This is a genomic window from Pseudomonas sp. RGB (assembly GCF_007713445.1).
Taxonomy (GTDB): Bacteria; Pseudomonadota; Gammaproteobacteria; order Pseudomonadales; family Pseudomonadaceae; genus Aquipseudomonas.
In genome coordinates this window covers 236,732-259,452 of record NZ_VMSH01000006.1, presented here as the reverse complement: position 1 = coordinate 259,452, position 22,721 = coordinate 236,732, and the positions used below count along the sequence as shown (strand labels likewise).

Below are 22,721 nucleotides of genomic sequence, written 5' to 3'. Positions count from 1 at the left end.
GTTACTGCGGTTTGGCTTCGGAGGACGAGCGGCCAAAGCGGCTGCGGAACACACCGATGATCATCGGGATCAGCGACAGCAGGATGATAAAGACCACCAGCAGCGACAGGTTCTTCTTGATGAACGGCACATTGCCGAAGAAGTAACCCAGGGTCACCAGGCCGCCGACCCACAGCACGGTACCGAACACGCTGAACCCGAAGAAGCGCGGGTAAGGCATTTTGGCGATGCCGGCGACGAAGGGTGCGAAGGTGCGCAGGATCGGCAGGAAACGCGCCAGGGTCACGGTTTTGCCGCCGTGCTTGTCGTAGAACTCGTGGGTTTTTTGCAGGTAGTCGCGGCGGAAGATTTTCGAGTTCGGGTTGCTGAACAAGCGTTCTCCCACTGTTCGCCCGATCACGTAGTTGGTGCTGTCACCCAGGATGGCCGCCAGCATCAGCAAGCCGCCCAACAGGATCGGGTCCATGCCGCCGCCTGCCGCGATAGCGCCAGCGATGAACAGCAAGGAATCACCGGGCAGGAATGGCATGACCACCAAGCCGGTTTCGCAAAAGATAACCAGGAACAGAATGGCGTAGATCCACACTCCGTAGTTTCTCACCAGCATGTCGAGGTACACGTCGAGATGCAGGATAAGGTCGAGCGGGTTGAAATCCATGGATGGCACCTGTGTGAATGGCCCGGCTCAGCAGGCCAGTGCGGGGTCTACGGGTAAGTAAGGCTACAAGTGTATGCCGTATTTCTTACAACCCTGAAAGGTCCGCATTATACGTATTGAGAGGTGAAAAGCGTGTGGGTTTTGTAGCGGGGCATGTCGTGGGTATGTCCGATCTACATTGATTCAAATAGGGGAGCGGGCCTTCTGTGGCGAGCGGGCTTGCCCCGCGTTGGGCTGCGAAGCAGCCCCCCGAGAAGTTCTGCATTCCTTCAGTTATAACTCGGCGTTTGGTTTTGGGGCTGCTGCGCAGCCCAACGCGGGGCAAGCCCGCTCGCCACACTCAGCCTGCTCGCCACTGTAAGGCCGTTCACCACAAGGGGAAGCCGAAGCCATTCGGCGTTATCAGTTTTCGCTGATCGGCAACACGTAGTTCTTGAACTCCGTATCTTCGCGGAAGCCGATCGACTCATAAGTCTTCTGCGCCACCTCATTGTCACTGCTGGTCGACACCCGCAGCCGCACCGCCTGGGTTTCCTTGGCCATTTTCTTGGCCGTGCGCATCAGGTTGTCCGCCACCAATTGCCGGCGCGCATCTTCGGCCACATAGATATCGTTGAGGATCCACACGCGTTTAAGCGACAGCGACGAAAAGCTCGGGTACAGCTGACAAAAGCCCAGCAACCGCTTGTCATCATCGTCGGCCAGGGCCAGGTAGATCACCGACTCCTTGCGGCGCAGGCGTTTTTCCAGAAACGCCCGCGATGAATCCGGAAACGGCAGCGCGCCATAGAACTCGCGGTATTTGACGAACAACGGGGTCAACAGGTCTAAGTGTTCCAGGGTCGCTTGAGTAATCCGCATGCCAGGCCTCAACTTCCAAAGGGGGGATGACCACACAAGCGGCCGTGACCGGATGCTGCCTAATGGCGCGAAAAAGCGCAATCGTGCGGCTATCGTTCATTCCGGCGGGCTGAGCAGGAAATTGCCTTTCATCAGGTCAGGATCATCCGACTCGAGGGTCTGCACCTGTGCCTCGTCCTTGAGATTGACCCCCGACAGCTGCCGGCGACACGCCTCTTTCATCAAGTAAAGCAGGCGGTGCGCGGCCATGCCGTAGCTCAGGCCTTCCAGGCGCACATTGGAAATGCAGTTGCGATACGCATCGGTAAGCCCGACCTTGGGGTTGTAGGTGAAATACAGCCCCAGGCTGTCCGGCGAGCTGAGCCCCGGCCGCTCGCCGATCAGAATCACTACCATCTTGGCGCCCAGCAATTGGCCGATCTCATCGGCCACCGCTACGCGGCCCTGTTCCACCAGGATGACAGGCGACAAGGACCACCCTTCGGCGTGAGTCTGTTCTTCCATGCGTGTCAGAAACGGTAACGTGTGTTTATGCACGGCCAGCGCCGACAGCCCATCGGCCACCACCACGGCCAGGTCCACCCCGCCAGGGTTGGCGGCGGCGTAGTCGCGCAAGCTCTGCGCCGACTCATCACTGAGGCGTCGCCCCAGGTCCGGGCGTTGCAAATACATATGCCGGTCAACAGCGGCACTGTGCAGCAACAGGCTCTCACGGCCGCGCTCGGCCAATTGGCTGCTCAGGCCTTCATGGTCAAAAGGCAGGTGCACCGCATCGCGCGCCTGGGCGTGGGCGAATTGGAAGTCCAGCTGCGCGCTGGTGGGAATGCTGGTGCCGGTGCGGCCCAGAGCGATGCGCGCCGGGGTCAGGCGGCGCAGTTCCAGCCACGGGTTGTCAGGCAGTTCTACTTGCACAGGCGGCTCCTTCATCCCAATTGCTTCAAGGCGTGGCGAAACGCCGGTGGCAGGCTGTTGCCGAAGTGCACCTTGCCATCGGCTTGCGTGAAGATGCCCATCTTGGCCAGCCACTGTTCAAACTCCGGCGCCGGTTTTAAACCCAATGTTTGCCGGGCGTATAACGCGTCGTGAAACGAGGTGGTCTGGTAGTTGAGCATGATGTCGTCGGAACCGGGGATGCCCATGATGAAGTTGATCCCGGCCACGCCCAGCAAGGTCAGCAGGGTGTCCATGTCATCCTGGTCGGCTTCGGCGTGGTTGGTGTAGCAGATGTCGCAGCCCATCGGCACGCCGAGCAGCTTGCCGCAGAAGTGGTCTTCGAGGCCGGCGCGGATGATCTGCTTGCCGTTGTACAGGTACTCGGGGCCGATAAAACCTACAACGGTGTTGACCAAAAACGGCTTGAAATGCCGCGCAACGGCGTAGGCGCGGGTTTCACAGGTTTGCTGGTCGACGCCAAAGTGCGCGTTGGCCGACAAGGCGCTGCCCTGGCCGGTTTCGAAATACATCAGGTTCTGGCCCAAGGTGCCGCGGTTCAGGCTCAAACCCGCGTCGTAACCTTCCTGCAGCACGCTCAGGCTGATGCCGAAACTGGCGTTGGCCGCTTCGGTGCCGGCAATCGACTGAAACACCAGGTCCAGCGGTACACCCCGGTTGATGGCCTCGATGGACGTGGTCACGTGGGTCAGCACGCAGGCTTGGGTGGGGATTTCGTAGCGCTGGATGATCGCATCGAGCATCTCGAGCATGGCGCAGATCGAGGCGATGCTGTCGGTGGCCGGGTTGATGCCGATCATGGCGTCGCCGTTGCCATAAAGCAGGCCGTCGAGAATGCTCGCGGCGATGCCCGCCGGTTCGTCTGTAGGATGGTTGGGCTGCAGGCGCGTCGACAGGCGCCCGCGCAGGCCCATGGTGCCGCGAAACTGGGTGACCACGCGGATCTTTTGCGCGACCAACACCAAGTCCTGCACGCGCATGATCTTGGAGACGGCGGCGGCCATTTCCGGTGTCAGCCCCGGCGCCAGGGCGCGTAGGGAATGTTCATCGGCCGCGTCGCTGAGCAGCCAGTCGCGCAGGCCGCCGACGGTCAGGTGGCTAACCACGCTAAACGCCTGTTTATCGTGGGTGTCGATGATCAGCCGGGTGACTTCGTCGCTTTCGTAGGGGATCAGCACTTCTTCGAGGAAGTGTTTCAGCGGGATGTTCGCCAACGCCATCTGCGCGGCCACGCGTTCGCCGTCGTTCTGCGCGGCCACGCCGGCCAGGAAGTCCCCGGAACGCGCCGGGCTGGCCTTGGCCATCACGTCCTTGAGGCTGTCGAAGCGGTAGGTCTGTGCACCCACCGCGTGGGAAAAGCTTGCCATACAGTGTCTCCTTGGCGACGCGGGCCAGCTGCCCGCGTCGAGGTTTACGGCATTCAGTGCAAGGCGGCCTCTGCGGCCTGGATCGCGGCGAATTCTTCTTCGGGCGTGCCTGCTACCAAGTGATGCCGGCTGTAGAAAGCAAAGTAAGCAATTAATACTCCATAGATGATCGCGGCGCCAATCACCACCCGTGGATCCACCAGAAAGCCCGCCACTACCGCTACGCAGGCCAGTACCAGCGCGACGCCTGAGGTGAAAATACCGCCCGGTGTGCGGTACGGACGGTCCATTTTGGGGCGGCGGATGCGCAGGGTGATGTGCGCGGCCATCATCAGTACGTAGGAAATGGTCGCGCCAAACACCGCCACCAGGATCAGCAAATCACCCTGGCCGGTCAGCGACAGGCCAAAACCGATGATGCCCGGGATCACCAGCGCCAGCACCGGCGCCTTGCTTTTGTTGGTCTGCGACAGCTTGCGCGGCAAGTAACCGGCGCGGGACAAGGCGAAGATCTGCCGCGAATACGCGTAAATAATCGAAAAAAAGCTCGCGATCAAGCCTGCCAAGCCGACCAGGTTGACGAAGCTACCCATCCAGGTCGAACCGCCGTAGGACAGTGCCAGCGCCTCAACCAACGGGTTGCCCGACTTGATCAACGCGTAAGTGCCCGCGCCGCCGGGGGCGATGACCAGAATCAACAGGGCAAAACTGGTCAGCACCACAATGGCGCCGATCAGGCCACGAGGCAGGTCACGCTTGGGGTTCTTGGTTTCTTCGGCAGCCAACGGCACGCCTTCGACGGCGAGGAAAAACCAGATTGCATAGGGAATCGCCGCCCATACGCCGACGTAGCCGAACGGCAAGAACGTGCTGGCGCCTTTGGCCTCGGTCACCGGGATGTCCAGCAGGTTCGCAACGTTGAAGTGCGGCACCATCGACACCAGGAACACGCCCAAGGCAATCGCCGCTACGGCGGTAATCACAAACATCAGCTTCAAGGCTTCGCCCACGCCGAAGATGTGGATGCCGATAAAGATGATGTAGAAGGCCAGGTAAATCATCCAGCCGCCAATGCCGAACAGCGACTCGCAATAAGCGCCGATAAACACCGCGATGGCGGCGGGGGCGATGGCGTATTCGATCAGGATCGCGGTGCCGGTGAGGAAGCCGCCCCAGGGGCCAAAGGCGCTGCGGGCAAAGCCGTAGCCGCCGCCGGCGGTGGGGATCATGGAAGACAGTTCGGCCAGGGAGAAGCACATGCACAGGTACATGGTGGCCATCAGCAAGGTGGCGAGGAACATGCCGCCCCAGCCACCTTGGGCCAGGCCGAAGTTCCAGCCGGCGTAGTCGCCGGAGATCACATAGGCAACGCCAAGGCCGACCAACAGCACCCAGCCGGCGGCGCCTTTTTTCAGTTCGCGTTGTTGGAAGTAGTCGGTGCCGACTTTTTCGAAGTCGACGGAAGAGCCAGTAGGTTCGCTAGGCATGGGAAAGTACCGTCCATTCTTATTGTTTTTAACTCGGCCTCTTTGTGCCGAATGCGAGTTGCGAGTACTTGCGAAGATCTAATGTGGGCGCTGGCTTGCCTGCGAAAGCAGTGTGTCAGCCACCACACGCTTAGTTGATACACCCCCATCGCAGGCAAGCCAGCTCCCACACTTGATTGCATTTCAAGTTGAGAACTGGTCGCCCGTTACAGGTTTAAGTTAGAAAAAGCCCAACGGATTAATGTCGTAGCTCACCAGCAAGTTCTTGGTCTGCTGGTAGTGATCCAACATCATCTTGTGCGTCTCACGGCCCACGCCGGACTTCTTGTAACCGCCGAACGCGGCGTGCGCCGGGTACAGGTGGTAGCAGTTGGTCCACACGCGGCCGGCCTTGATCGCGCGGCCCATGCGGTAGGCGCGGTTGATGTCGCGGGTCCACACACCGGCGCCCAGGCCGAACTCGGTGTCGTTGGCAATTGCCAGGGCTTCGGCTTCGTCCTTGAAGGTGGTGATGCTCACCACCGGGCCGAAGATTTCTTCCTGGAACACGCGCATTTCGTTGGTGCCCTTGAGCAGCGTCGGCTGGATGTAATACCCGCCGGCCATGTCGCCGCTGAGCTGCTCGACCTTGCCGCCGGTGAGCAGCTGCGCGCCTTCGCCCTTGGCGATTTCCAGGTAGGACAGGATCTTGTCGAACTGCTGCTCGGACGCCTGGGCGCCGACCATGGTGTCGGTGTCCAGCGGGTCGCCGCGTTTGATCTGCTCGATCTTTTTCATCACCACTTTCATGAAGTCGTCGTAGATCGACTCTTCCACCAGCGCGCGCGATGGGCACGTGCACACTTCGCCCTGGTTGAAGAACGCCAGCACCAGGCCTTCGGCGGCCTTTTCGATAAACGACGGTTCGGCTTTCATGATGTCGGCGAAGAAGATGTTCGGCGACTTGCCGCCCAGCTCAACGGTGGACGGAATAATGTTCTCGGCCGCCGCGTGCATGATGTGCGAGCCCACCGGGGTCGAGCCGGTAAAGGCGATCTTGGCGATGCGCTTGCTGGTGGCCAGGGCTTCGCCGGCTTCTTTGCCGTAACCGTGCACCACGTTCAGCACGCCTGGCGGCAGCAGGTCGCCGATCAGCTCCATCAGCACGTTGATGCCCAGCGGCGTTTGCTCGGCGGGCTTGAGCACCACGCAGTTACCGGCGGCCAGTGCTGGCGCAAGTTTCCACGCGGCCATCAGCAGCGGGAAGTTCCACGGGATGATCTGGCCGACCACGCCCAGCGGCTCGTGGAAGTGATACGAGGCGGTCAGTTCGTTGATTTCGGCGCTGGTGCCTTCCTGCGCGCGGATGCAGCCGGCGAAGTAGCGGAAGTGGTCGGCCGCCAGTGGGATGTCGGCATTGAGGGTTTCACGCACGGCTTTGCCGTTGTCCCAGGTTTCGGTGATGGCCAGCAGTTCGAGGTTCTGTTCGATGCGGTCGGCGATTTTCAGCAGCACCAGCGAGCGGTCCTGAGCCGAGGTCTTGCCCCAGACATCTGCGGCGGCGTGGGCGGCGTCGAGGGCTTTGTCGATGTCTTTGGTCGTGGAGCGCGGGAAGTCGGCGATAGGCTTGCCGTTGACCGGCGAGGTGTTGGTGAAGTAGTTGCCATCCACCGGCGCGACGAATTCGCCGCCGATGTAGTTACCGTACTTGGCCTTGAACGAAACGATCGCGCCTTCAGTACCGGGATGTGCATAACGCATGGTGGGTATCTCCTGACTTTTATGTTTATTGGAGTTCAGCGGTGTTGCGCTTGATAAAGCGTAGAGCAAAGGTCGGGCCACTGCTTTGCAGGCCAGGTAAATCAAGGGCTTGAGGTTTATTGCAAAGCGTTGCTGTGACAGGGCTGGTACAGGCGGGGTGACAGTGTGTGCCATAAACGGTACAGCCTGTGACCGGCGGGTCTGCCCGGGATTGCAATGCCTGGATGGCTGGGGGATGCTGGCTGTTCTCACGCAGAGAGAATAATAAGAACATGCAAAACGATCATTTCAGTCGCCATGCCCAGCAAGTCCTCACCGTCACCCGTGGGCAGGACCTTGCCCAAGGCCCCGGCAGCGACCCGTCCATCGCCCGCTCCTGGCTGCGTTGCCTGGAGGATTATCACCTCGACCCCGCGTTGAGCATCGCCCCCACCGTGCTCGAACATGGCCGCCTGCTGGAAAGCCGCGAACGCCTGCAGCAGGTGCTGCACATTGCCGGCAGCGAAATGAACAGCCTGCATCAGCAGCTTTCCGGCGCCGGCCATGCGGTATTGCTCACCGATGCGCGTGGGGTGATTCTCAACTGTGTGACAGCACCTTCGGAACGCAAGATTTTCGAGCGCGCCGGGCTGTGGCTGGGCGCCGACTGGAGCGAAGCGTGCGAAGGCACCAACGGCATCGGCACCTGCCTGGTGGAGCGCCAGTCCCTGACCATTCACCGTGATGAACATTTTCGCGGCCGCCACACCGGCCTGACCTGTTCGGCAAGCCCGGTGTTCGACCCTCAGGGTGAGCTGTTGGCCGTGCTGGACGTGTCGTCGGCGCGTGAAGCCGTGTCGCGTCAGAGCCAATTCCACACCATGGCGCTGGTGAACCTGTCAGCGAAGATGATCGAGAGTTGTTACTTCCTGCGTCATTTTGAAAACCAGTGGTTGCTGCGTTTTCACCTGCAGGCCGAATCCGTGGGGCTGTTCAGTGAAGGGTTGCTGGCGTTCGATGGCGAAGGGCGGATCTGCGCCGCCAACCAAAGCGCGCTGAACCTGCTGGCACAGGCGCGTGGCGGTTTGCTGGGGCAACCGGTGGAAGCGTTTTTCGAGTGTTCCCTTGATCAGCTGCTCGGCCGTGCCAGCGCCAACGCCACGGCCAGTTGGCCACTGCGTACCCGTGATGGCCGGCATCTATTCGCCGCATTGCGCGGCCAGGCGCGCAGCGTACCGGCACCGCTGGCCAAGCCCGAGGCGCCGCGCCTGGCGGGCATCTGCCTGGGCGACCCGGTGCTGCAGAATGAGTTTCGCAAGGCGCTGCGGGTGTTCGAACGTGACGTGCCGTTGCTGATCAACGGTGAAACCGGTTCGGGCAAGGAAGCCTTCGCCAAGGCCGTGCATCAGGCCAGTCAGCGGGCCGACAAGGCGTTTGTTGCGCTCAATTGCGCCGCCATCCCTGAAAGCCTGATCGAAAGCGAGCTATTCGGGTATCGCGGCGGCAGTTTTACCGGCGCGCTCAAGGAAGGCATGCGCGGCAAGTTACAGCAGGCCGACGGCGGTACCTTGTTTCTCGACGAGATCGGCGACATGCCCCTCGCATTGCAAACCCGTCTGCTGAGGGTGTTGGAAGACCGTCTGGTCGTGCCCATCGGCGGTGAGCCGCAAGCAATCAATGTGCGGATCATTAGCGCAACCCACCGTGATTTGTTGGCGCGCGTAGCCAGCGGCAGCTTCCGCGAAGATTTGTACTACCGCCTCAATGGCCTTGAAATTGACGTGCCGCCTCTGCGTGAGCGCAGCGACAAAGCCCAATTGCTGGACTTTTTGCTCGCCGATGAGGCGCCAGGGCAGGCCGTGTTGCTCGACCAGATAGCGCGCCAGGCGCTGCTGGACTTTGCCTGGCCGGGCAACGTGCGGCAGTTGCGCAACGTATTACGCACCTTGGCGGCGTTGTCCGAGGATGGGCGAATCAGGTTTGACGACTTGCCGCCAATCATTCGCCGGGCCCGCCCCGCCGTGGCCTCTGAACCGGTTCCCGGTCTTGCCTTGAACGATGCGGAGCGCGTGGCCTTGCTCGAAGCGTTGCAGCAACACCATTGGCACATGACCCACACCGCTGAGCATTTGGGGGTGAGCCGAAATACGCTTTACAGAAAGTTGCGCAAACACGGGATTGAACGAAGTTCTTGAGCTTAATCAGGCCATTAACGCCGGTTATGTGTTGCGTAATGTAGAGAGAGAAACAAACAGTAATTGACATATCCGAACGCAGACTTTTCGGCAGTCTGTTGTGATGTTTGTAGGCGGTTGCACCACTCAGTGCGTGAACAGTCAGCCAGACTGTTTTGCCTGCGAGGTGTTGAATGACTAATGTTTCGAAGTTTAGTCCACAGTCAATCTTTGCAACTCATGCAGCGGCGCCGGTCGTGAAGTCCGCCCCGGCGCCTGCCGATAACCCTGCCATTGGACAGGCGCGCAATACCGCGTTGCCGGACAGCATCGAGTGCCGTGCCACGGGGGATACCCAGTTGGCGAGGTTCTTCGCAAGCGCATTGGCCACGCGTTCCTACCAGACGTCGGGGATGTCGCCTGATGTTCAAGTGCCCGCGGGGTCCACGCTTGGGCGTTGGCGCGCCCAGCTGGACAGCGCGTTCAAAGCCCCTGGGTTCCTCGCATGGGCAAAAGGGCAGGGGCTTGATACGGCGGGCATGCAGCTGGACCCGGCACGCGGGGAGCTTGCCGGCATCGTCGACGGCAAGGTGCAGACTTTTACGCTGCGGGACGATTCGGGGTGGTCCGATGTTTCCCGAACACTGTTGTCGATTGCCAGGGTGATCGCGCCTCAACCCGGGCATGGGTTCAGTTACCCCTGGCCGGAAGGCAAAGTGCCGTTGTACACAGTGGGCCGGTTTTACAACCAGCCGATAGACCTCACGCCGGCGCAAGCGGCCTTGCACCGCAAGAAGCTGGCGAATAAGGCGCTGTTTGAATTCGCGCCCTCGGCTTATGCATCGCTGCGGTCTGCAGAGGCGTTGGCCCAGCAGCAGACGGCGCTGGGTGATGACGCTGACCGTCATGCGCTCATGACTGCGCTGAGGTCTCAGGCAGACGACGCCAGCGGGAGCATCGACCTGGACCAGGTCATGCTCCAGATCGACCCGCGTTCCAGCCGATTTGCCAGCGAGCAGCGCCGCCAGATGAGCGTGGCGCAAATGCTCAGGCAGGATGGGCATAAAGTGCCCGTCAATAGTCAGCAGGCCCAGGGTTTGGCGCTGGCGTTATCGTTTGACCTTGCCCATCGGGCGCCGCGGGCGAATGCAGGTGGGGCAAGGCCGATCGCGGGTTTATTGAGCGCAACCTCACTGCGCAAGGTCCGCGCAACGGTAGTTCAATGGCACAAGGCCCAAGTGACCCACCGTTCAAATCCTCAAGCGGGTGCCGGTGCGGGCAGCTTGTTACGAGGGTTGATCAGTGAGCTTCCTCAGGCCACCAGGGCGACGATGGCGAGCAACCCTGCGTCGGCATTGGACCAACTGATTCGATCACCCAAGGCGCGGGCCTTGGGTCAGGAGATACAAAAAAAGATCAAGGTGATCCAGACGCCCACCAGTGTCATTGAGAGTGTAAGTGTCGCCCTGGTGCATGAGCTTGATCCTGGAATGGGCAAGTCTTGCTTCAACCTGGCGGGCTACAACCTGTATCAAAGGGACAACGCAGGTTACTCACCGGCAACCATCGTCAAAAGTTTCATCACTCACCTTGAGCGTAAGGTCGGGGTTGAAGCGGCGCCTCTTGCTGCGCAGCTGTTATTAGCGGCAGCCGCCCCGGAGTTTTTGGTAAAAGACATACCGCCTAACCTTGTTTACGGCTCTCATACATGGGCGAACTTTTCCATCGAAGTTTCACGTATAGAGCAACAAGTGCCTGGCGCTTCGGGGAACATGACGTTCAGCCAGGTCATGGCGTTTGGTGAAGCGCCGCTTACATCCCTGGAAAGCGAGGATCAGCTGAGCGCTGCGTCAGGTATTGCAATTATTACCTGGGGCCTGGCCAACGGCGTTATCGCGCATAAACCCGACCACAACTATACGTACACCGACGTCAAGCGTTCCCAAGAGGCGTTGAATAAACAACAAAAAGAGCTGGCATGGGCGCGTGATACCTTGTCAGCGCCTGCGACGACGCGAGAGCAGTTGGCGGCGGCTGAGTTGAAACGGGTGTTTCCTGAGTTGGACCCCACCCAAAAAGTATTGCAGGCACCGTGGGTCAAACATGACCCTGTTTCGCTGCTTGATGTCTATATGAGCGGGCCGATCAAGCCAGAGCGCTGGCGGTCGCTGAATAACAAAGCGCTGCCTTGGGCGGCAATAACGCCACGCCTTACTCAACTTGTTCCCAATATCAATCAGGTATTTTCTACAACGTTTGAGAACTATAAAGTGGCGCACGACAGTGCCTGGGCCATTCAGTTTAAGTATCAGCTTTCGCTTTTACCCAGGGAGGATCAAGCGCGTATTGAACAGTCCGCGGTCAGTTTTATCGAGGTGTCTCGCCCCTTTCTCAATACAGCGCCTGCACCGGGATTATCCTGGAACAGTGCAGAGCCTGTATCAGGGCTTTCCTTGCACGCCGATATCAAGCCCCGAACGCCCACAGTACAAGAGATCGAGGCACTCAAAGGCCGGCATGGTTTGCTCATGAAAGTAGCGGGGAGTGCGGGCCAGGCCAGCTACTACAGTTACTTCCCGGCATTGGGGCGGTTCGTCAAGGAAAGCGGGTTTCCGGGTGAACACACCAATGCTAACGATGGCGCTTATTTTGGCGGGAGCACCCAAGGCCGTGTTCCGGGCACGTACAACGTCTATACGCAATACGGCGCGACCCACCACGGGCCTGATCCCCTTGAACGCCCCGGTACATTACACGGGACGTATTTTTCCGCCAAAAGCGGTGCCCTTGGTATCACCGCAGCCAGCTTTTTTACCCGTGACTATGAGGCGCTAAAGTCCAAGGCGGCCGGCATGACAGCGATAGAAAAGGGAGAGCGCTACGACAAACAGTTGAAGGCTTTTTTTCTTGGGCTTATCCCTTTCTACGACGGTATTCAGGACGCGATTAAGGGTGACGTATCGGGCGCGATCTTTAATATCGGCTTCGATATTTTAGGCTTTGCGCTTCCGGCGCTTAACACGGCTCGAAAAGCAGTCAAGGGCGGTCAGTCGCTCGGCAATGTCATCAAGAGTTCGGTCTTTTCCGGTGTCGGCGCTTCGGTGGGCTATACCGATGCGGCCGATATTGCAAAAAACCTTAATCGAGGGGCGAGCGCTGGGTATAAAGATATCAAGTACGTGCTTGAACATGGCGACGAGGTGTTGTCCCGATTAAGAGGGCGCTGGCGTAGCTATGATGTGACAAAAGTTTATAAGGACGATGATATCGTTAAGGGGTTTCATCGCACGCAAAGCAATAATTTGTGGGTGCCCGTGGTTGCTGTTTTCAAGAAAAGTGCGTGGTACGCCTACAATATTCTCACTAATACGCCGTTTGGGCCTCAGTTGCTGCAGTTTGGTGTAGTGAGTGCGATAGCCCCTGCGGCCAAATAATTTAGCAGGTAGTTACATTGTGTTAAGTGATAGTCTCTTCGTATTTGAGAAGTTATGGCTGTGGGTAAGTGGTATGCTAATTAATCGGTTGTATATTTATGGGCTCTGGTCGGAACGTTATTAGTTGTTTTGCCACGTATTAAATGAAGGAAATGGATGACTTTCTAATGTTAATCAACCATTAGGTAAATCATTATGATGTTTTCAAATTCAATCTCGCGGCCATTGGCATTCTCAAAGATCGGCGATCTTTTCTCCACGGGTTTTAACAGGGTGGATGTCTCGGGTGTTCCTTCCGGTTCTACGCGAGTGATTGACGCGCCGAAACTGGAAGGCGGGGCAGGCAGTAAACCCGGGGCTGGCAATCAGGCCTATGATCAGCAGTTCGTGGACGCACACGTGAATGGCTTCAGCGCGCCAGGCCATGCGAGCGGTACCCGCACGCCGGGAGAGGCACCTGATACGCCTGACACACCGGAAATGGCTGATTATCACGCCAAGCATCAAAAAGAATGGCAAGCCCAGAAAGATGCTGGATTGCGAGATAAGCTGTTTGCGCAGCCGACGCCCGGTCGAGTAGAGGGCCAGGAAGTCGAACCGTTTTCTGCACAGGGCCTGGAAGAAAACGCAGTAGAGTTGGTGAAAGCCAGCAGTGCGAAAGCGGACCGCGCGCTTCCACTTCAGCGCAAGGACATTGCAAAAGTCGCCAGCATCACGGCCGCGGTCACAGTACCGCTGTCGACGGTCGGCGTGGTCGTCAGCGGAGCCATTCTGGAGGTTGTAAAACCCCTCATCAGTTCGACGCAGACGGCCGCCACCGAGCAAAGTGTTCAGGATGGGCGTTTGGTGGATCATAGTCAGAAGAGCGTATTCCTGTTGGCGAATACCTTGGCGGATCTTCGTTCCGAGCCGCATGTACAGCCAGGCTTGGAATGGGTAGCGAAAACAAATGAAGAGCGAATGGATTATCTCGAGGAGATGCTTGATTACATTGAGCCGGCATTTGCCAACGAAGCGCAGAAGCTGAGTATTTCCTTTCAGGCCGCCTCAACCGGTGCCGCAAAAGACGACATCAAAAGCCGGGCGCTTGGCTTGGAGTCCAGGATGGCGGCCCTTACCGCATTGATGGGGGCAATGAAAGTCAAGCATAGGGCCAGCGCCGCCTAGGTGATCGCCGACGTTCCAGGCTCCGAGCCACGGAGCCAGCAATGAAAGAAGTGCTGTTGTGTTCGATGGGTTGCGTACTGGCAACCACAGCGTATGCGGCGGCACTTCTTTTTTGGTAAACGGACCTCGGGATTGACCCCCGTCAGCGCTGCACGCCGGCAGCTAAAGAGTGCGATTTTCCCCTCCCTGCGCTAACCTGCCTCGATGTTTTACGAGGTCAACCATGCACATTCATATTCTCGGTATTTGCGGCACCTTCATGGGCTCGATGGCGGTTCTGGCCAAAGAACTGGGCCACCACGTCACCGGCTCCGACGCCAACGTTTACCCGCCCATGAGCACGCAACTGCAGGCCCAGGGTATCGAGTTGACCCAAGGCTACGATCCGTCGCAATTCGACCCGGTGCCAGACCTGGTGGTGATCGGCAACGCCATGGTGCGTGGCAACCCAGCGGTCGAGTACGTACTCAATAAAGGTTTGCCTTATGTCTCCGGCCCGCAGTGGCTGGCGGACCACGTGCTGCAAGGTCGCTGGGTACTCGCGGTGGCCGGCACTCACGGCAAGACCACCACCAGCAGCATGCTCGCCTGGGTGTTGGAGCACGCGGGCATGAGCCCAGGCTTTTTGATTGGCGGTGTGCCGCAGAACTTCGCGGTGTCGGCGCGCCTGGGTGACACGCCGTTCTTTGTGATCGAGGCGGATGAATACGACAGCGCGTTCTTCGACAAACGCTCCAAGTTCGTTCATTACCGCCCGCGCACGGCGATCCTGAACAACCTTGAGTTCGATCACGCCGACATCTTCCCCGATCTGCCGGCCATCGAACGCCAGTTTCACCACTTGGTGCGCACCATTCCGAGCGAAGGCCTGGTCATCCATCCGACCACCGAGCCGGCGTTGCAGCGCGTGATCGACATGGGCTGCTGGACCCCGGTGCAAACCACCGGCGCGGGCGGGCAGTGGCAGGTCAAGCTGCTCAGCGAAGACGGTTCCAGATTTGAAGTGCTGTTTGAAGGGCAAGCCCAAGGCATCGTCGAGTGGGGCATGACTGGCCAGCACAACGTCGCCAACGCGTTGGTCACCCTGGCGGCCGCGCGACACGTGGGCGTGGTGCCCGCCATGGGCATCGCCGCGTTGAGTGCCTTCAAAAGCGTGAAACGCCGCATGGAGAAAGTCGCCGACGTCAACGGCATTACCATCTACGACGACTTTGCCCACCACCCGACGGCCATTGCCACCACGCTGGATGGCCTGCGCAAGCAGGTCGGCGATGCGCCGATCATTGCCATTGTCGAGCCGCGCTCCAATTCCATGAAGCTGGGCGCGCACCGCGATGGCCTGCCGGAAAGCGTCAACGACGCCGACCAAGTGGTCTGGTATGCGCCGCCCAACCTTGGCTGGGACCTGCCGGGCATTGCTGCGCTGTGCACCGTGCCTTCCACCGTCTGCGATTCCATCGAGGGCATCATTGAACACGTCAAGCATCAAGCCACGCCGGGCACCCACATCGTGGTGATGAGCAACGGCGGCTTCGGCGGCCTGCATGGCAAGCTGGCCGAGGCGCTGAAATGAGCGGCCCGGAACGCGTCACGCTGGCGATGACCGGTGCCTCCGGCGCGCCCTATGGCCTGCGCCTGCTCGATTGCCTGGTGCGCGAAGACCGCGAGGTGCATTTTTTGATCTCCAAGGCCGCGCAGTTGGTGCTGGCCACCGAAACTGATGTCGCGCTGCCGCCCAAAGTGCAAATGATGCAAGCCTTCCTCACCGAATACACGGGGGCGGCGGCAGGGCAGATCAAGGTTTACGGCAAAGAGGATTGGATGTCGCCCGTGGCCTCAGGCTCCGGAGCGCCGGCGGCGATGGTGGTGGTGCCGTGCTCTACCGGCACCTTGTCGGCGATTGCGACGGGCGCCTGCAACAACTTGATCGAGCGCGCGGCGGACGTGACCTTGAAGGAGCGCCGCCAGCTGATTCTGGTGCCGCGCGAGGCGCCGTATTCGAGTATCCATCTGGAGCACATGCTCAAGTTGTCGAACATGGGCGTGACCATCTTGCCGGCTTCGCCTGGCTTCTATCACCAGCCACAGACCATTGATGACCTGGTGGATTTCGTGGTCGCGCGGATTCTCAACCTGCTGAATATTCCCCAAGACATGCTGCCGCGTTGGGGCGAGCACCATTTGAGCAGCGATGAATAAGGCGCTGCTGGTGATGCTGGCGCTGCAACTGACGGGCTGCGCCACCGCGCGCACGCTCGACGCCGCGCAGCCTGGCGCGCCGGTGGTGTACGCCGGCACACGGCTGGATTTGTATGCGATTAACGGCGGCTGTTGCGCCAAGGACCGGTTTGGCGCTGAAGCGCCGAGCTACCCGCACATCGACCTGCCGGCCAGTGCGTTGCTCGACACGCTGCTGTTGCCGTTGTCGGCGTTGACGGTATTGGGCGTGGGTTTCAATGCAACCGGTGGTCTGTAGCTCTGACCTCGCAGGCAACACAAAACCAATGTGGGAGCGGGCTTGCTCGCGAAGGCGGCGTGTCAGTCGATGCCTAAGTTGACTGGTCCACCGCCTTCGCGAGCAAGTCCGCTCCCACCGTTTGTTGCGTGCCAGAGCTCAACGACGTTACTTGCCGAGTTTGCGTAGCTCATCCGACTCGACCACCCGCACCCCGTCCTGCTCTTCCAGCGCCAGGCGCCACATGGCCCGGGCCAGCTCGCAGACTTCAATGCCGTGGTACTTGCCTGGAATCAACCGCGACAACGGCCCGGCGAGCTGTTCAGCCAAGCGTGGTTCCAGGCGCTCTCCCAGCAGCAGCGAAGGGCGCGCGATGGTCAGTTGCGGCCAGTCCTGAGCCTTCAACGCCTGTTCCATTTCGCCTTTGACGCGGTTGTAGAAGATCGAGGATTTCGGGTCGGCGCCAATTGCACTGATCACGATCAGGTGCCGCGCGCCCATTTCCCGAGCGCGCTTGGCGAAGGCCACGACCATGTCCAGATCGACGGCGCGAAAGGCCGCTTCGGAGCCAGCCTGTTTGATTGTGGTGCCCAGGCAGCAGAAGGCGATATCGACCTGGCCGCTCAGTTGCGGCAGCAACGCCACTGGGTCACCCACCGGGTTTTCCAGGTGCGGGTGTTCAGCCAGCGGCTTGCGGCTAGGCGCCAGTACGCGGGTCACGGTAGGTTCGTTGAGCAGGCGGTCGAGCAGGTGTTCGCCGGTGAGGCCCGAGGCCCCGGCGAGCAAGATATGTTGTGGTGTCAGGTACATGGTGTTTCCCCCTTGTAACACGTTACAGCTTAGTTGCCTTTGGCTTCCTTGCTATTCATTGAGACGCTTTCGAGCGCCTTTCGTGCCTGCTGTTTACGTAATAACTGCCAATGGGCGATCACGCCTTTGGGCGCCCAGATCTGCGGTTCGGACGCTTCGAAGTTGTCCGCCTGTTCGCGCTCGGCCACGTGCATTTGTGCCAGTTTGAAAGCCTGCTGTAAGTCATCTGTCTGGTTTAAAGCTTGTGCGAAAAGGGCATCGCCAAAGTAGGTGAAGTCCGCTTCCTCGGAGCAGCCGAATGACACGCGATCGGCGCGCGAGGCGGTCATGATCAGCGTGCGCTCATCTTTGAGCGCCGGGATAAACCCACCGGAGTAGCAGGCGGAAATCACGATGACCTTGTCGCGGTTTTTCAGCGGGGCGAGCACGGCGGCGAGTTCATCGGCCGGCAGGTCGGCCAGTTCCATGCGCGGTTGGTCGAGCACCAGTTCGTGTTCGTGGGTGCCATGGCTGGTCATGTAGATAAACACCAGGTCTTCCGGCCCCGTGCGCTCGGCAAGGGTTTGCACGGCGCGGCGCAGGCTTTCGCGCGTGGCCAGAGGGCGGTCGGCAATATGGTCGCGGTGGTTGACCAGGCGAATCTGCCCGCGCGCGCCGAAACGGGTGGCGAGCATGTTGCTCACGTAATCGGCTTCGCGCAGGAACACGCTTTGCTTGCCGTCGCCGGCCAGCACCAGAGTGTACAGCTCGACGGCGGGGGTGGAGGCGGGTACGGCGGCAAGGGCGGCATCGAGCAAGCGGCCTTGGGCCAGTATGCCGATTTCCAGCGGGTCGGGCAGCAGCTTGCCGTCGGCGTCGCGCACGCGCATGCCGTTGACCCAGGTGCCGGCCTCTACCGTGCCATCAGTGAGCACGAGGGTGCCCTTGCCTTGATAGCTGTCGCTGTCGAACCCCCCGATATAGAAGCTGCCGTCGGTGAGGTTCAAGCGGCCTTCGCCGGTGAAGCGCCAGTCGCTGAACTGGCCGACATAGTGGCTGCCGTCCACGCCGATCAGCTCGCCTTTGCCGCTGAGGGCGCCTTCCTTGAACTGGCCGATCCACACGTCGCCATCGGCGTTTTCATAGCGGCCTTTGCCGTTGAGCTGGTTCTGTTTGAACTGGCCGACATAGATGTCGCCGTCGGCGCTGTTGAACGTGCCATTGCCTTCGAGTTGGCCATCGACAAAGTGGCCGCTGAACTGGTTGCCACTGTCGTCGTTACGCTGACCTTCGCCATTCGGTTTGCCGTGGGCGAACTGGCCCTGGTATTGGCTGCCGTCGGCCAGCTCGAGGCGGCCAAGGCCGGAATATTGATCGTCCTTGAATTCGCCGCGATAGGTCATTTGGCCCTCTTTGAGGGTGCCCTCGCCGTTGCGCCGGCCATTTTTGAAACCACCGACGTAACTGCTGCCCGCCGTGGTCAGGCTGCCCTGGCCATCGAACAGGCCTTGCTTGAACTGACCTTTATAGACCTCGCCGTTACTGCCATGCCATTCACCCTGGCCGTGCCATTGACCTTTGTCGAACTGGCCGGCGTACCAACTGCCGTTGGGGTAGTCGACCCGGCCTTGACCTTGCAGCAAACCATTGACCACATCGCCCCGGTAACGGCCGCCGTCGGGCAGGCGCGCATCGGGCGGCAACAGCGATTCGCCGTCTCCGCAAGCGGTGAGCAACAGGGCAAGGGCAAGGGGAGCGAGTGGGCGCATAGCGGGATCCGGATAATTGAGCGCCGAGTATGCCGCAGCTGCGAGTTTCATACATAAATTTACATACGCTGTGGTGAGGTTTATATCCCCACCACAGGCGCGGGCTTACACGAAGTAGAGCGACAACGACTCGGCGACGTAAGCCGGTTTTTCCTGCCCGTCGATTTCCAGGGTGGCGGTGGCTTTGAGTAGCCATTGGCCAGGCTTTTTCTCGGTGACGTCATTGAGCGTCACGTTCAGGCGCACCTTGGAGTTGACCTTGACCGGTTGGATGAAGCGCACGCTGTCCAGGCCATAGTTGACCGCCATCTTCAGGCCCTCAGGCACGATCAGGAGGTCTTCCATCAGCTTGGGTATCAGCGACAGCGACAGGAAACCGTGGGCGATGGTGCCGCCGAACGGGGTCTGCGCGGCCTTGACCGGGTCGACGTGGATGAACTGATGATCGCCGGTGGCCTCCGCAAACAGGTTGATACGCGCCTGGTCGATGGTGAGCCATTCGGAACGTCCCAGTTCCTTGCCGACATAATCTTTGAGCTGCGCTACGGGTACATAGGGCATTGCGACTCTCCTTGGTTCATCGTTTTTATAGGTGGGCCAAATCCAGGGTAGATCATCATGGGCAACCCACCCGGTCAACCCTCCATGCTTTTGGCGAATGCCGAAGCATAGAGCCGGCGTGCTTATAATGCGGGCGGGTTTTGAGGGGGAGATAAGCGATGCTGTTAAGGGGCCTGACATGGCTGGTGCTGTTTCAATTGATCGGCACCGCGATCAACCATTTGCTGGTGCCGGTGCTGCCTGGGCCGATCATCGGCTTGCTGCTGATGCTGGGCTTTCTGATCTGGCGCGGTGAAGTCGGCGAGCCCTTGAGCCTGGCCGCCAGCAGCCTGTTGCGTTATTTGCCATTGCTGCTGGTGCCGCCGGCCGTGGGCGTGATGGTGTACGCCAGGGACATCGCCGCCGACTTCTGGGCTATCGTCGGCGCGCTGGTGTTGTCGCTGGTGATCGCCATGGGCTTCGTCGGTGTGCTGATGCAGCAGATGGTCAAACGCAAGGAGAAGGACCAATGACCTTCGATTGGCAAGGCGCATGGACGGCGGTCATTCATCACCCTCTGTTCGGCATCGGTATCACCCTTGGCGCCTATCAACTGGTGTTGGCGGCTTTCGAGAAAACCCGCTGGATCTTCCTGCAGCCGGTGCTGGTGTCCATGCTGCTGGTGATCGGCGTATTGCTCAGTTGTGGCCTGACTTACGTCGAGTACCGCAAAAGCACCGAGATCATGGGCATCCTGCTCGGCCCGGCGACCGTGGCCCTGGCGGTGCCGCTGTTTCTGAACCTGCGGCGGATCCGCCAATTGTTCTGGCCGATTTTTACTACGCTGGTGGTAGGGGGCGTGTTGGCCACTGGTCTGTGTGTGCTGCTGGGCTGGTGGTTTGGCGCTGAGCATAGGATGCTGATGACCATGGCGCCCAAGTCGGTGACTTCGCCGATTGCCATGCTGGTGGCCGAGCAGATCGGTGGCGTGGCGGCCCTGGCGGCGGTGTTTGTGTTGATCACCGGTGTGGTCGGCGCGATGATCGGCCCGGCGTACCTGTCGCGCCTGGGCGTGCACAGCCCCGAAGCGCGCGGCATGGCCCTGGGCATGACCGCCCATGCGGTCGGCACCTCGGTCGCGCTGCAGGAAAGCGAAGAGTGCGGCGCCTTCGCGGCGTTGGCCATGAGTCTGATGGGCGTGGCCACGGCGGTGTTCCTGCCGCTGGCCGTGTCCGTGATCGTTTAAACCGGGTTTGAAGGAAACCTCTATGAGTCTGGCGCTGTTCCCGCTCAATACCGTGCTGTTCCCTGGCTGCACCCTCGACTTGCAACTGTTCGAGGCGCGCTACCTGGACATGATCAGCCGCTGCATGAAAAAGGGCGAAAGCTTCGGCGTGGTGTGCATCTTAAGCGGCAGGGAAGTGGGCATGGCCCCGGACGGCTACGCGCTGATCGGCTGTGAAGCGCTGATTCGCGACTTCAAGCAACAGGACAACGGCCTGCTGGGGATTCGCGTCGAAGGCGGGCGCAGGTTCCGCGTGCGTGATACCGGCGTGCAGAAGGACCAGCTACTGGTCGCCGAGGTGCAGTGGCTCGAAGAGCTGCCGGATCAACCGCTGGAAGAAGAGGACGCCGACCTGCTGGCATTGCTCCAGGCGCTGGCTGAGCATCCGATGGTTGCGTCGCTGGACATGGGCACCCACGCCGATGGCCAGCAAGCCTTGGGTAACCAGCTGGCCTATCTGCTGCCGTTCACCGAGGCCGACAAGATCGACCTGCTGCAACTCGACGACCCGCAGCAACGCCTGGATGCCATCCAGATGTTGCTCGACGAGTTGCAGGGCGAGCTCTTCACTCAGTAGGCGTAGCGCAGCAGGGCGTGGGGGGTGCCGGTCAGGGCGATAAAACTCATGAGCGCCACCAGCACCGGCAGCAGCAGCCACCAGGTCGTGCGCGGCATGGCCGGCAGCGGGCTTTGATACTGGGTGACGGTCAGGCTGAACGCACACACCGTCATCGCCAGCAACGTGCCGGCCAGGATGTCCGTGGGCCAATGCGCGCCGAGATAGACGCGCGACAGCGCAATGAAGGCCGCCGGAATACAGCCCAGCAGCATCCAGGTCAGGCGCAATCTTGTGGGTTGGCCGCGACCGGCCAGTACCGCCAGCGCCAGGAAAAACGCAAATGCGCCGGAGGCGTGGCCGCTGGGCATGCTGAAACTGGTCAGCGGGTCGGTGAGGATTTCCGGTCGGCCACGGGCGAAAAACAGCTTGGTGCCGGTGTTGATCACCGCCGCGCCAGCCAGCGTCGCGCCGACGAACACCGCATGACGCCACTGCCGAGCCAGCAGCAACAAACCGGTGAAGATGGCGCTGGCGACAAACATCTTCCTGAACTCACCCAGCTGGGTGATCCGCACCATCACCTCGTCCAGCCATAGGCTACGGTGTTCCTGCACCAGTGCGCTCAACCCTTGATCAAAGTCATTGAGGTGCGGGTAGCCAATGAACAGGGCGATCAATAGCGTCAGGCTGGCGCAACCCATCCACAAAGTGGCGCGACGATGGCCGCGCAGGCTGCTGTTCAAGCTCAGGCCCAGCAACACCACCAGGCAGGCCGCGACGATACCTGCCTGCGGCCAGAAAGCGGCCGGCAGTGGCAGGCGAAAGGCCGCGCCGGTGGCCCAGCCCGGCAGCAGATAGGCCACCGACCAGCCGGCTGCCGCCAACACGCTCACGGCGGCAAAGCGCGGGAAGGGCATGTCGCACATCCCGGCCACCATCGGCAGCATCGGGCGCAACGGGCCGATGAAACGTCCTACCAACAGGCTGGCGATGCCGTACTTGTGGAAGTAGGTTTCTGCGCCGTTCATCCATTCAGGATGGTGGCGCAGGCCGGGCAAGCGTCGGATGTTCTGATGGAAATGTCGGCCCAGGTAGTAGGAAACCCCGTCGCCCAGCAAGCCGCCGAGGAAACCCAGCAACAGGGTTTCACTCAAGGACAGCGCGCCACTGCCGGCCAGCGCCGCAATGGCAAACAGCAGCACCGTGCCCGGCACGATCAGCCCGGCGATGGCCAGGCACTCCACGCACGCGACGATAAACACCGCGACGGCCAGCCATTGCGGGTTCAGGGTCAGCCAGCCGGTAATGCTATCGAGCCATTGGCCCATACAATCAACTCCATATCTGTATTGCGAAACCTGAGACAGTGAAGATCAATTGTGGGAGCTTGCTTGCTCGCGAATGCGGTGTCTCAGTGAAGGAATCCGCCGCTGACACACCGCATTCGCGAGCAAGCCCGCTCCCACATTGGATCTGCTGTGTGGCTGGTATCAATGACCCGCGCGA

At 60.3% G+C, this 22,721-nt stretch carries 19 protein-coding genes; 9 read left to right on the top strand and 10 right to left on the bottom strand.

Annotated elements, in window-relative coordinates; genetic code table 11:
- Position 1 precedes the first annotated feature (1 nt).
- The 6 genes from FPT15_RS15440 to FPT15_RS15415 form a co-directional block, all read right to left on the bottom strand.
- The gene (locus FPT15_RS15440; RefSeq protein WP_106579396.1) at positions 2 to 658 is read right to left on the bottom strand and encodes a DedA family protein; all 657 of its coding nucleotides are present in this window, start codon (positions 656 to 658) and stop codon (positions 2 to 4) included.
- 402 nt (positions 659 to 1,060) lie between these two features.
- Positions 1,061 to 1,519, bottom strand: a complete 459-nt coding sequence (locus FPT15_RS15435; RefSeq protein WP_145162530.1) for an N-acetyltransferase — start codon at positions 1,517 to 1,519, stop codon at positions 1,061 to 1,063.
- Positions 1,520 to 1,615: 96 nt separating this feature from the next.
- On the bottom strand, positions 1,616 to 2,446 hold the full coding sequence (gene eutC / locus FPT15_RS15430; RefSeq protein WP_145162527.1) for an ethanolamine ammonia-lyase subunit EutC: 831 nt from the start codon (positions 2,444 to 2,446) through the stop codon (positions 1,616 to 1,618).
- Positions 2,443 to 3,837, bottom strand: coding sequence for an ethanolamine ammonia-lyase subunit EutB (locus FPT15_RS15425; RefSeq protein WP_145162525.1), 1,395 nt, complete (start codon positions 3,835 to 3,837; stop codon positions 2,443 to 2,445). Before FPT15_RS15425 ends, eutC begins: the two co-directional genes overlap by 4 nt.
- A gap of 53 nt (positions 3,838 to 3,890) precedes the next feature.
- On the bottom strand, positions 3,891 to 5,324 hold the full coding sequence (gene eat / locus FPT15_RS15420; RefSeq protein ID WP_145162522.1) for an ethanolamine permease: 1,434 nt from the start codon (positions 5,322 to 5,324) through the stop codon (positions 3,891 to 3,893).
- Positions 5,325 to 5,543: 219 nt separating this feature from the next.
- The gene (locus FPT15_RS15415; RefSeq protein WP_145162519.1) at positions 5,544 to 7,064 is read right to left on the bottom strand and encodes an aldehyde dehydrogenase family protein; all 1,521 of its coding nucleotides are present in this window, start codon (positions 7,062 to 7,064) and stop codon (positions 5,544 to 5,546) included.
- A 272-nt stretch (positions 7,065 to 7,336) separates the two neighbouring features.
- Here FPT15_RS15415 and FPT15_RS15410 point away from each other — a divergent pair, with 272 nt between their 5' ends.
- The 6 genes from FPT15_RS15410 (at position 7,337) to FPT15_RS15385 (ending at position 16,294) form a co-directional block, all read left to right on the top strand.
- Positions 7,337 to 9,238, top strand: a complete 1,902-nt coding sequence (locus FPT15_RS15410) for a sigma-54-dependent Fis family transcriptional regulator (RefSeq protein WP_145162516.1) — start codon at positions 7,337 to 7,339, stop codon at positions 9,236 to 9,238.
- Between the two features lie 173 nt (positions 9,239 to 9,411).
- A complete protein-coding gene (locus FPT15_RS15405; RefSeq protein ID WP_145162513.1) occupies positions 9,412 to 12,651 on the top strand; it encodes a hypothetical protein in 3,240 nt (1,079 codons plus the stop codon).
- 195 nt (positions 12,652 to 12,846) lie between these two features.
- Positions 12,847 to 13,818 (top strand): hypothetical protein, encoded by a 972-nt coding sequence (locus FPT15_RS15400; RefSeq protein WP_145162510.1) that lies wholly within the window; start codon positions 12,847 to 12,849, stop codon positions 13,816 to 13,818.
- A 223-nt stretch (positions 13,819 to 14,041) separates the two neighbouring features.
- A complete protein-coding gene (mpl, locus tag FPT15_RS15395; RefSeq protein ID WP_145162507.1) occupies positions 14,042 to 15,391 on the top strand; it encodes a UDP-N-acetylmuramate:L-alanyl-gamma-D-glutamyl-meso-diaminopimelate ligase in 1,350 nt (449 codons plus the stop codon).
- A complete protein-coding gene (gene ubiX, locus FPT15_RS15390; protein ID WP_003219402.1) occupies positions 15,388 to 16,017 on the top strand; it encodes a flavin prenyltransferase UbiX in 630 nt (209 codons plus the stop codon). Before mpl ends, ubiX begins: the two co-directional genes overlap by 4 nt.
- Entirely contained in the window at positions 16,010 to 16,294 is a 285-nt protein-coding gene (locus FPT15_RS15385) for a YceK/YidQ family lipoprotein (RefSeq protein WP_145162504.1), read from the top strand. The genes ubiX and FPT15_RS15385 overlap by 8 nt, the downstream gene beginning before the upstream one ends.
- 147 nt (positions 16,295 to 16,441) lie before the next feature.
- Here FPT15_RS15385 and FPT15_RS15380 read toward each other — a convergent pair whose 3' ends face one another.
- The 3 genes from FPT15_RS15380 to FPT15_RS15370 all read right to left on the bottom strand — a co-directional run bounded on the left by FPT15_RS15380 (position 16,442) and on the right by FPT15_RS15370 (position 19,392).
- Complete coding sequence (locus tag FPT15_RS15380; protein ID WP_106579386.1) at positions 16,442 to 17,083, bottom strand: oxidoreductase; 642 nt, start codon at positions 17,081 to 17,083, stop codon at positions 16,442 to 16,444.
- 29 nt (positions 17,084 to 17,112) lie between these two features.
- Complete coding sequence (locus tag FPT15_RS15375) at positions 17,113 to 18,831, bottom strand: C13 family peptidase (protein WP_145162501.1); 1,719 nt, start codon at positions 18,829 to 18,831, stop codon at positions 17,113 to 17,115.
- Between the two features lie 105 nt (positions 18,832 to 18,936).
- Positions 18,937 to 19,392, bottom strand: coding sequence for a MaoC family dehydratase (locus FPT15_RS15370; RefSeq protein ID WP_145162498.1), 456 nt, complete (start codon positions 19,390 to 19,392; stop codon positions 18,937 to 18,939).
- A gap of 158 nt (positions 19,393 to 19,550) precedes the next feature.
- Here FPT15_RS15370 and FPT15_RS15365 point away from each other — a divergent pair, with 158 nt between their 5' ends.
- The 3 genes from FPT15_RS15365 to FPT15_RS15355 are packed head-to-tail and all read left to right on the top strand — an operon-like array spanning position 19,551 to position 21,233.
- A complete protein-coding gene (locus FPT15_RS15365; protein WP_145162495.1) occupies positions 19,551 to 19,904 on the top strand; it encodes a CidA/LrgA family protein in 354 nt (117 codons plus the stop codon).
- Positions 19,901 to 20,617, top strand: coding sequence for an LrgB family protein (locus FPT15_RS15360; RefSeq protein ID WP_106579382.1), 717 nt, complete (start codon positions 19,901 to 19,903; stop codon positions 20,615 to 20,617). Before FPT15_RS15365 ends, FPT15_RS15360 begins: the two co-directional genes overlap by 4 nt.
- 22 nt (positions 20,618 to 20,639) lie before the next feature.
- The gene (locus tag FPT15_RS15355; protein WP_145162492.1) at positions 20,640 to 21,233 is read left to right on the top strand and encodes an LON peptidase substrate-binding domain-containing protein; all 594 of its coding nucleotides are present in this window, start codon (positions 20,640 to 20,642) and stop codon (positions 21,231 to 21,233) included.
- Here FPT15_RS15355 and FPT15_RS15350 read toward each other — a convergent pair.
- Positions 21,227 to 22,543 (bottom strand): bifunctional DedA family/phosphatase PAP2 family protein, encoded by a 1,317-nt coding sequence (locus FPT15_RS15350; protein ID WP_145162489.1) that lies wholly within the window; start codon positions 22,541 to 22,543, stop codon positions 21,227 to 21,229. The genes FPT15_RS15355 and FPT15_RS15350 overlap by 7 nt on opposite strands.
- Positions 22,544 to 22,721 lie beyond the last annotated feature (178 nt).

Coding starts and splice junctions, on each gene's coding strand:
- ubiX (WP_003219402.1), top strand. CDS start 15,388: ATGAGCGGCCCGGAACGCGTCACGCTGGCGATGACCGGTGCCTCCGGC.
- FPT15_RS15360 (WP_106579382.1), top strand. CDS start 19,901: ATGACCTTCGATTGGCAAGGCGCATGGACGGCGGTCATTCATCACCCT.
- FPT15_RS15375 (WP_145162501.1), bottom strand. CDS start 18,831: ATGCGCCCACTCGCTCCCCTTGCCCTTGCCCTGTTGCTCACCGCTTGC.
- FPT15_RS15440 (WP_106579396.1), bottom strand. CDS start 658: ATGGATTTCAACCCGCTCGACCTTATCCTGCATCTCGACGTGTACCTC.
- FPT15_RS15380 (WP_106579386.1), bottom strand. CDS start 17,083: ATGTACCTGACACCACAACATATCTTGCTCGCCGGGGCCTCGGGCCTC.
- FPT15_RS15350 (WP_145162489.1), bottom strand. CDS start 22,543: ATGGGCCAATGGCTCGATAGCATTACCGGCTGGCTGACCCTGAACCCG.
- FPT15_RS15405 (WP_145162513.1), top strand. CDS start 9,412: ATGACTAATGTTTCGAAGTTTAGTCCACAGTCAATCTTTGCAACTCAT.
- FPT15_RS15365 (WP_145162495.1), top strand. CDS start 19,551: ATGCTGTTAAGGGGCCTGACATGGCTGGTGCTGTTTCAATTGATCGGC.
- FPT15_RS15370 (WP_145162498.1), bottom strand. CDS start 19,392: ATGCCCTATGTACCCGTAGCGCAGCTCAAAGATTATGTCGGCAAGGAA.
- FPT15_RS15400 (WP_145162510.1), top strand. CDS start 12,847: ATGATGTTTTCAAATTCAATCTCGCGGCCATTGGCATTCTCAAAGATC.
- FPT15_RS15415 (WP_145162519.1), bottom strand. CDS start 7,064: ATGCGTTATGCACATCCCGGTACTGAAGGCGCGATCGTTTCGTTCAAG.
- FPT15_RS15410 (WP_145162516.1), top strand. CDS start 7,337: ATGCAAAACGATCATTTCAGTCGCCATGCCCAGCAAGTCCTCACCGTC.
- FPT15_RS15355 (WP_145162492.1), top strand. CDS start 20,640: ATGAGTCTGGCGCTGTTCCCGCTCAATACCGTGCTGTTCCCTGGCTGC.
- eutC (WP_145162527.1), bottom strand. CDS start 2,446: ATGAAGGAGCCGCCTGTGCAAGTAGAACTGCCTGACAACCCGTGGCTG.
- FPT15_RS15435 (WP_145162530.1), bottom strand. CDS start 1,519: ATGCGGATTACTCAAGCGACCCTGGAACACTTAGACCTGTTGACCCCG.
- eat (WP_145162522.1), bottom strand. CDS start 5,324: ATGCCTAGCGAACCTACTGGCTCTTCCGTCGACTTCGAAAAAGTCGGC.
- FPT15_RS15425 (WP_145162525.1), bottom strand. CDS start 3,837: ATGGCAAGCTTTTCCCACGCGGTGGGTGCACAGACCTACCGCTTCGAC.
- mpl (WP_145162507.1), top strand. CDS start 14,042: ATGCACATTCATATTCTCGGTATTTGCGGCACCTTCATGGGCTCGATG.
- FPT15_RS15385 (WP_145162504.1), top strand. CDS start 16,010: ATGAATAAGGCGCTGCTGGTGATGCTGGCGCTGCAACTGACGGGCTGC.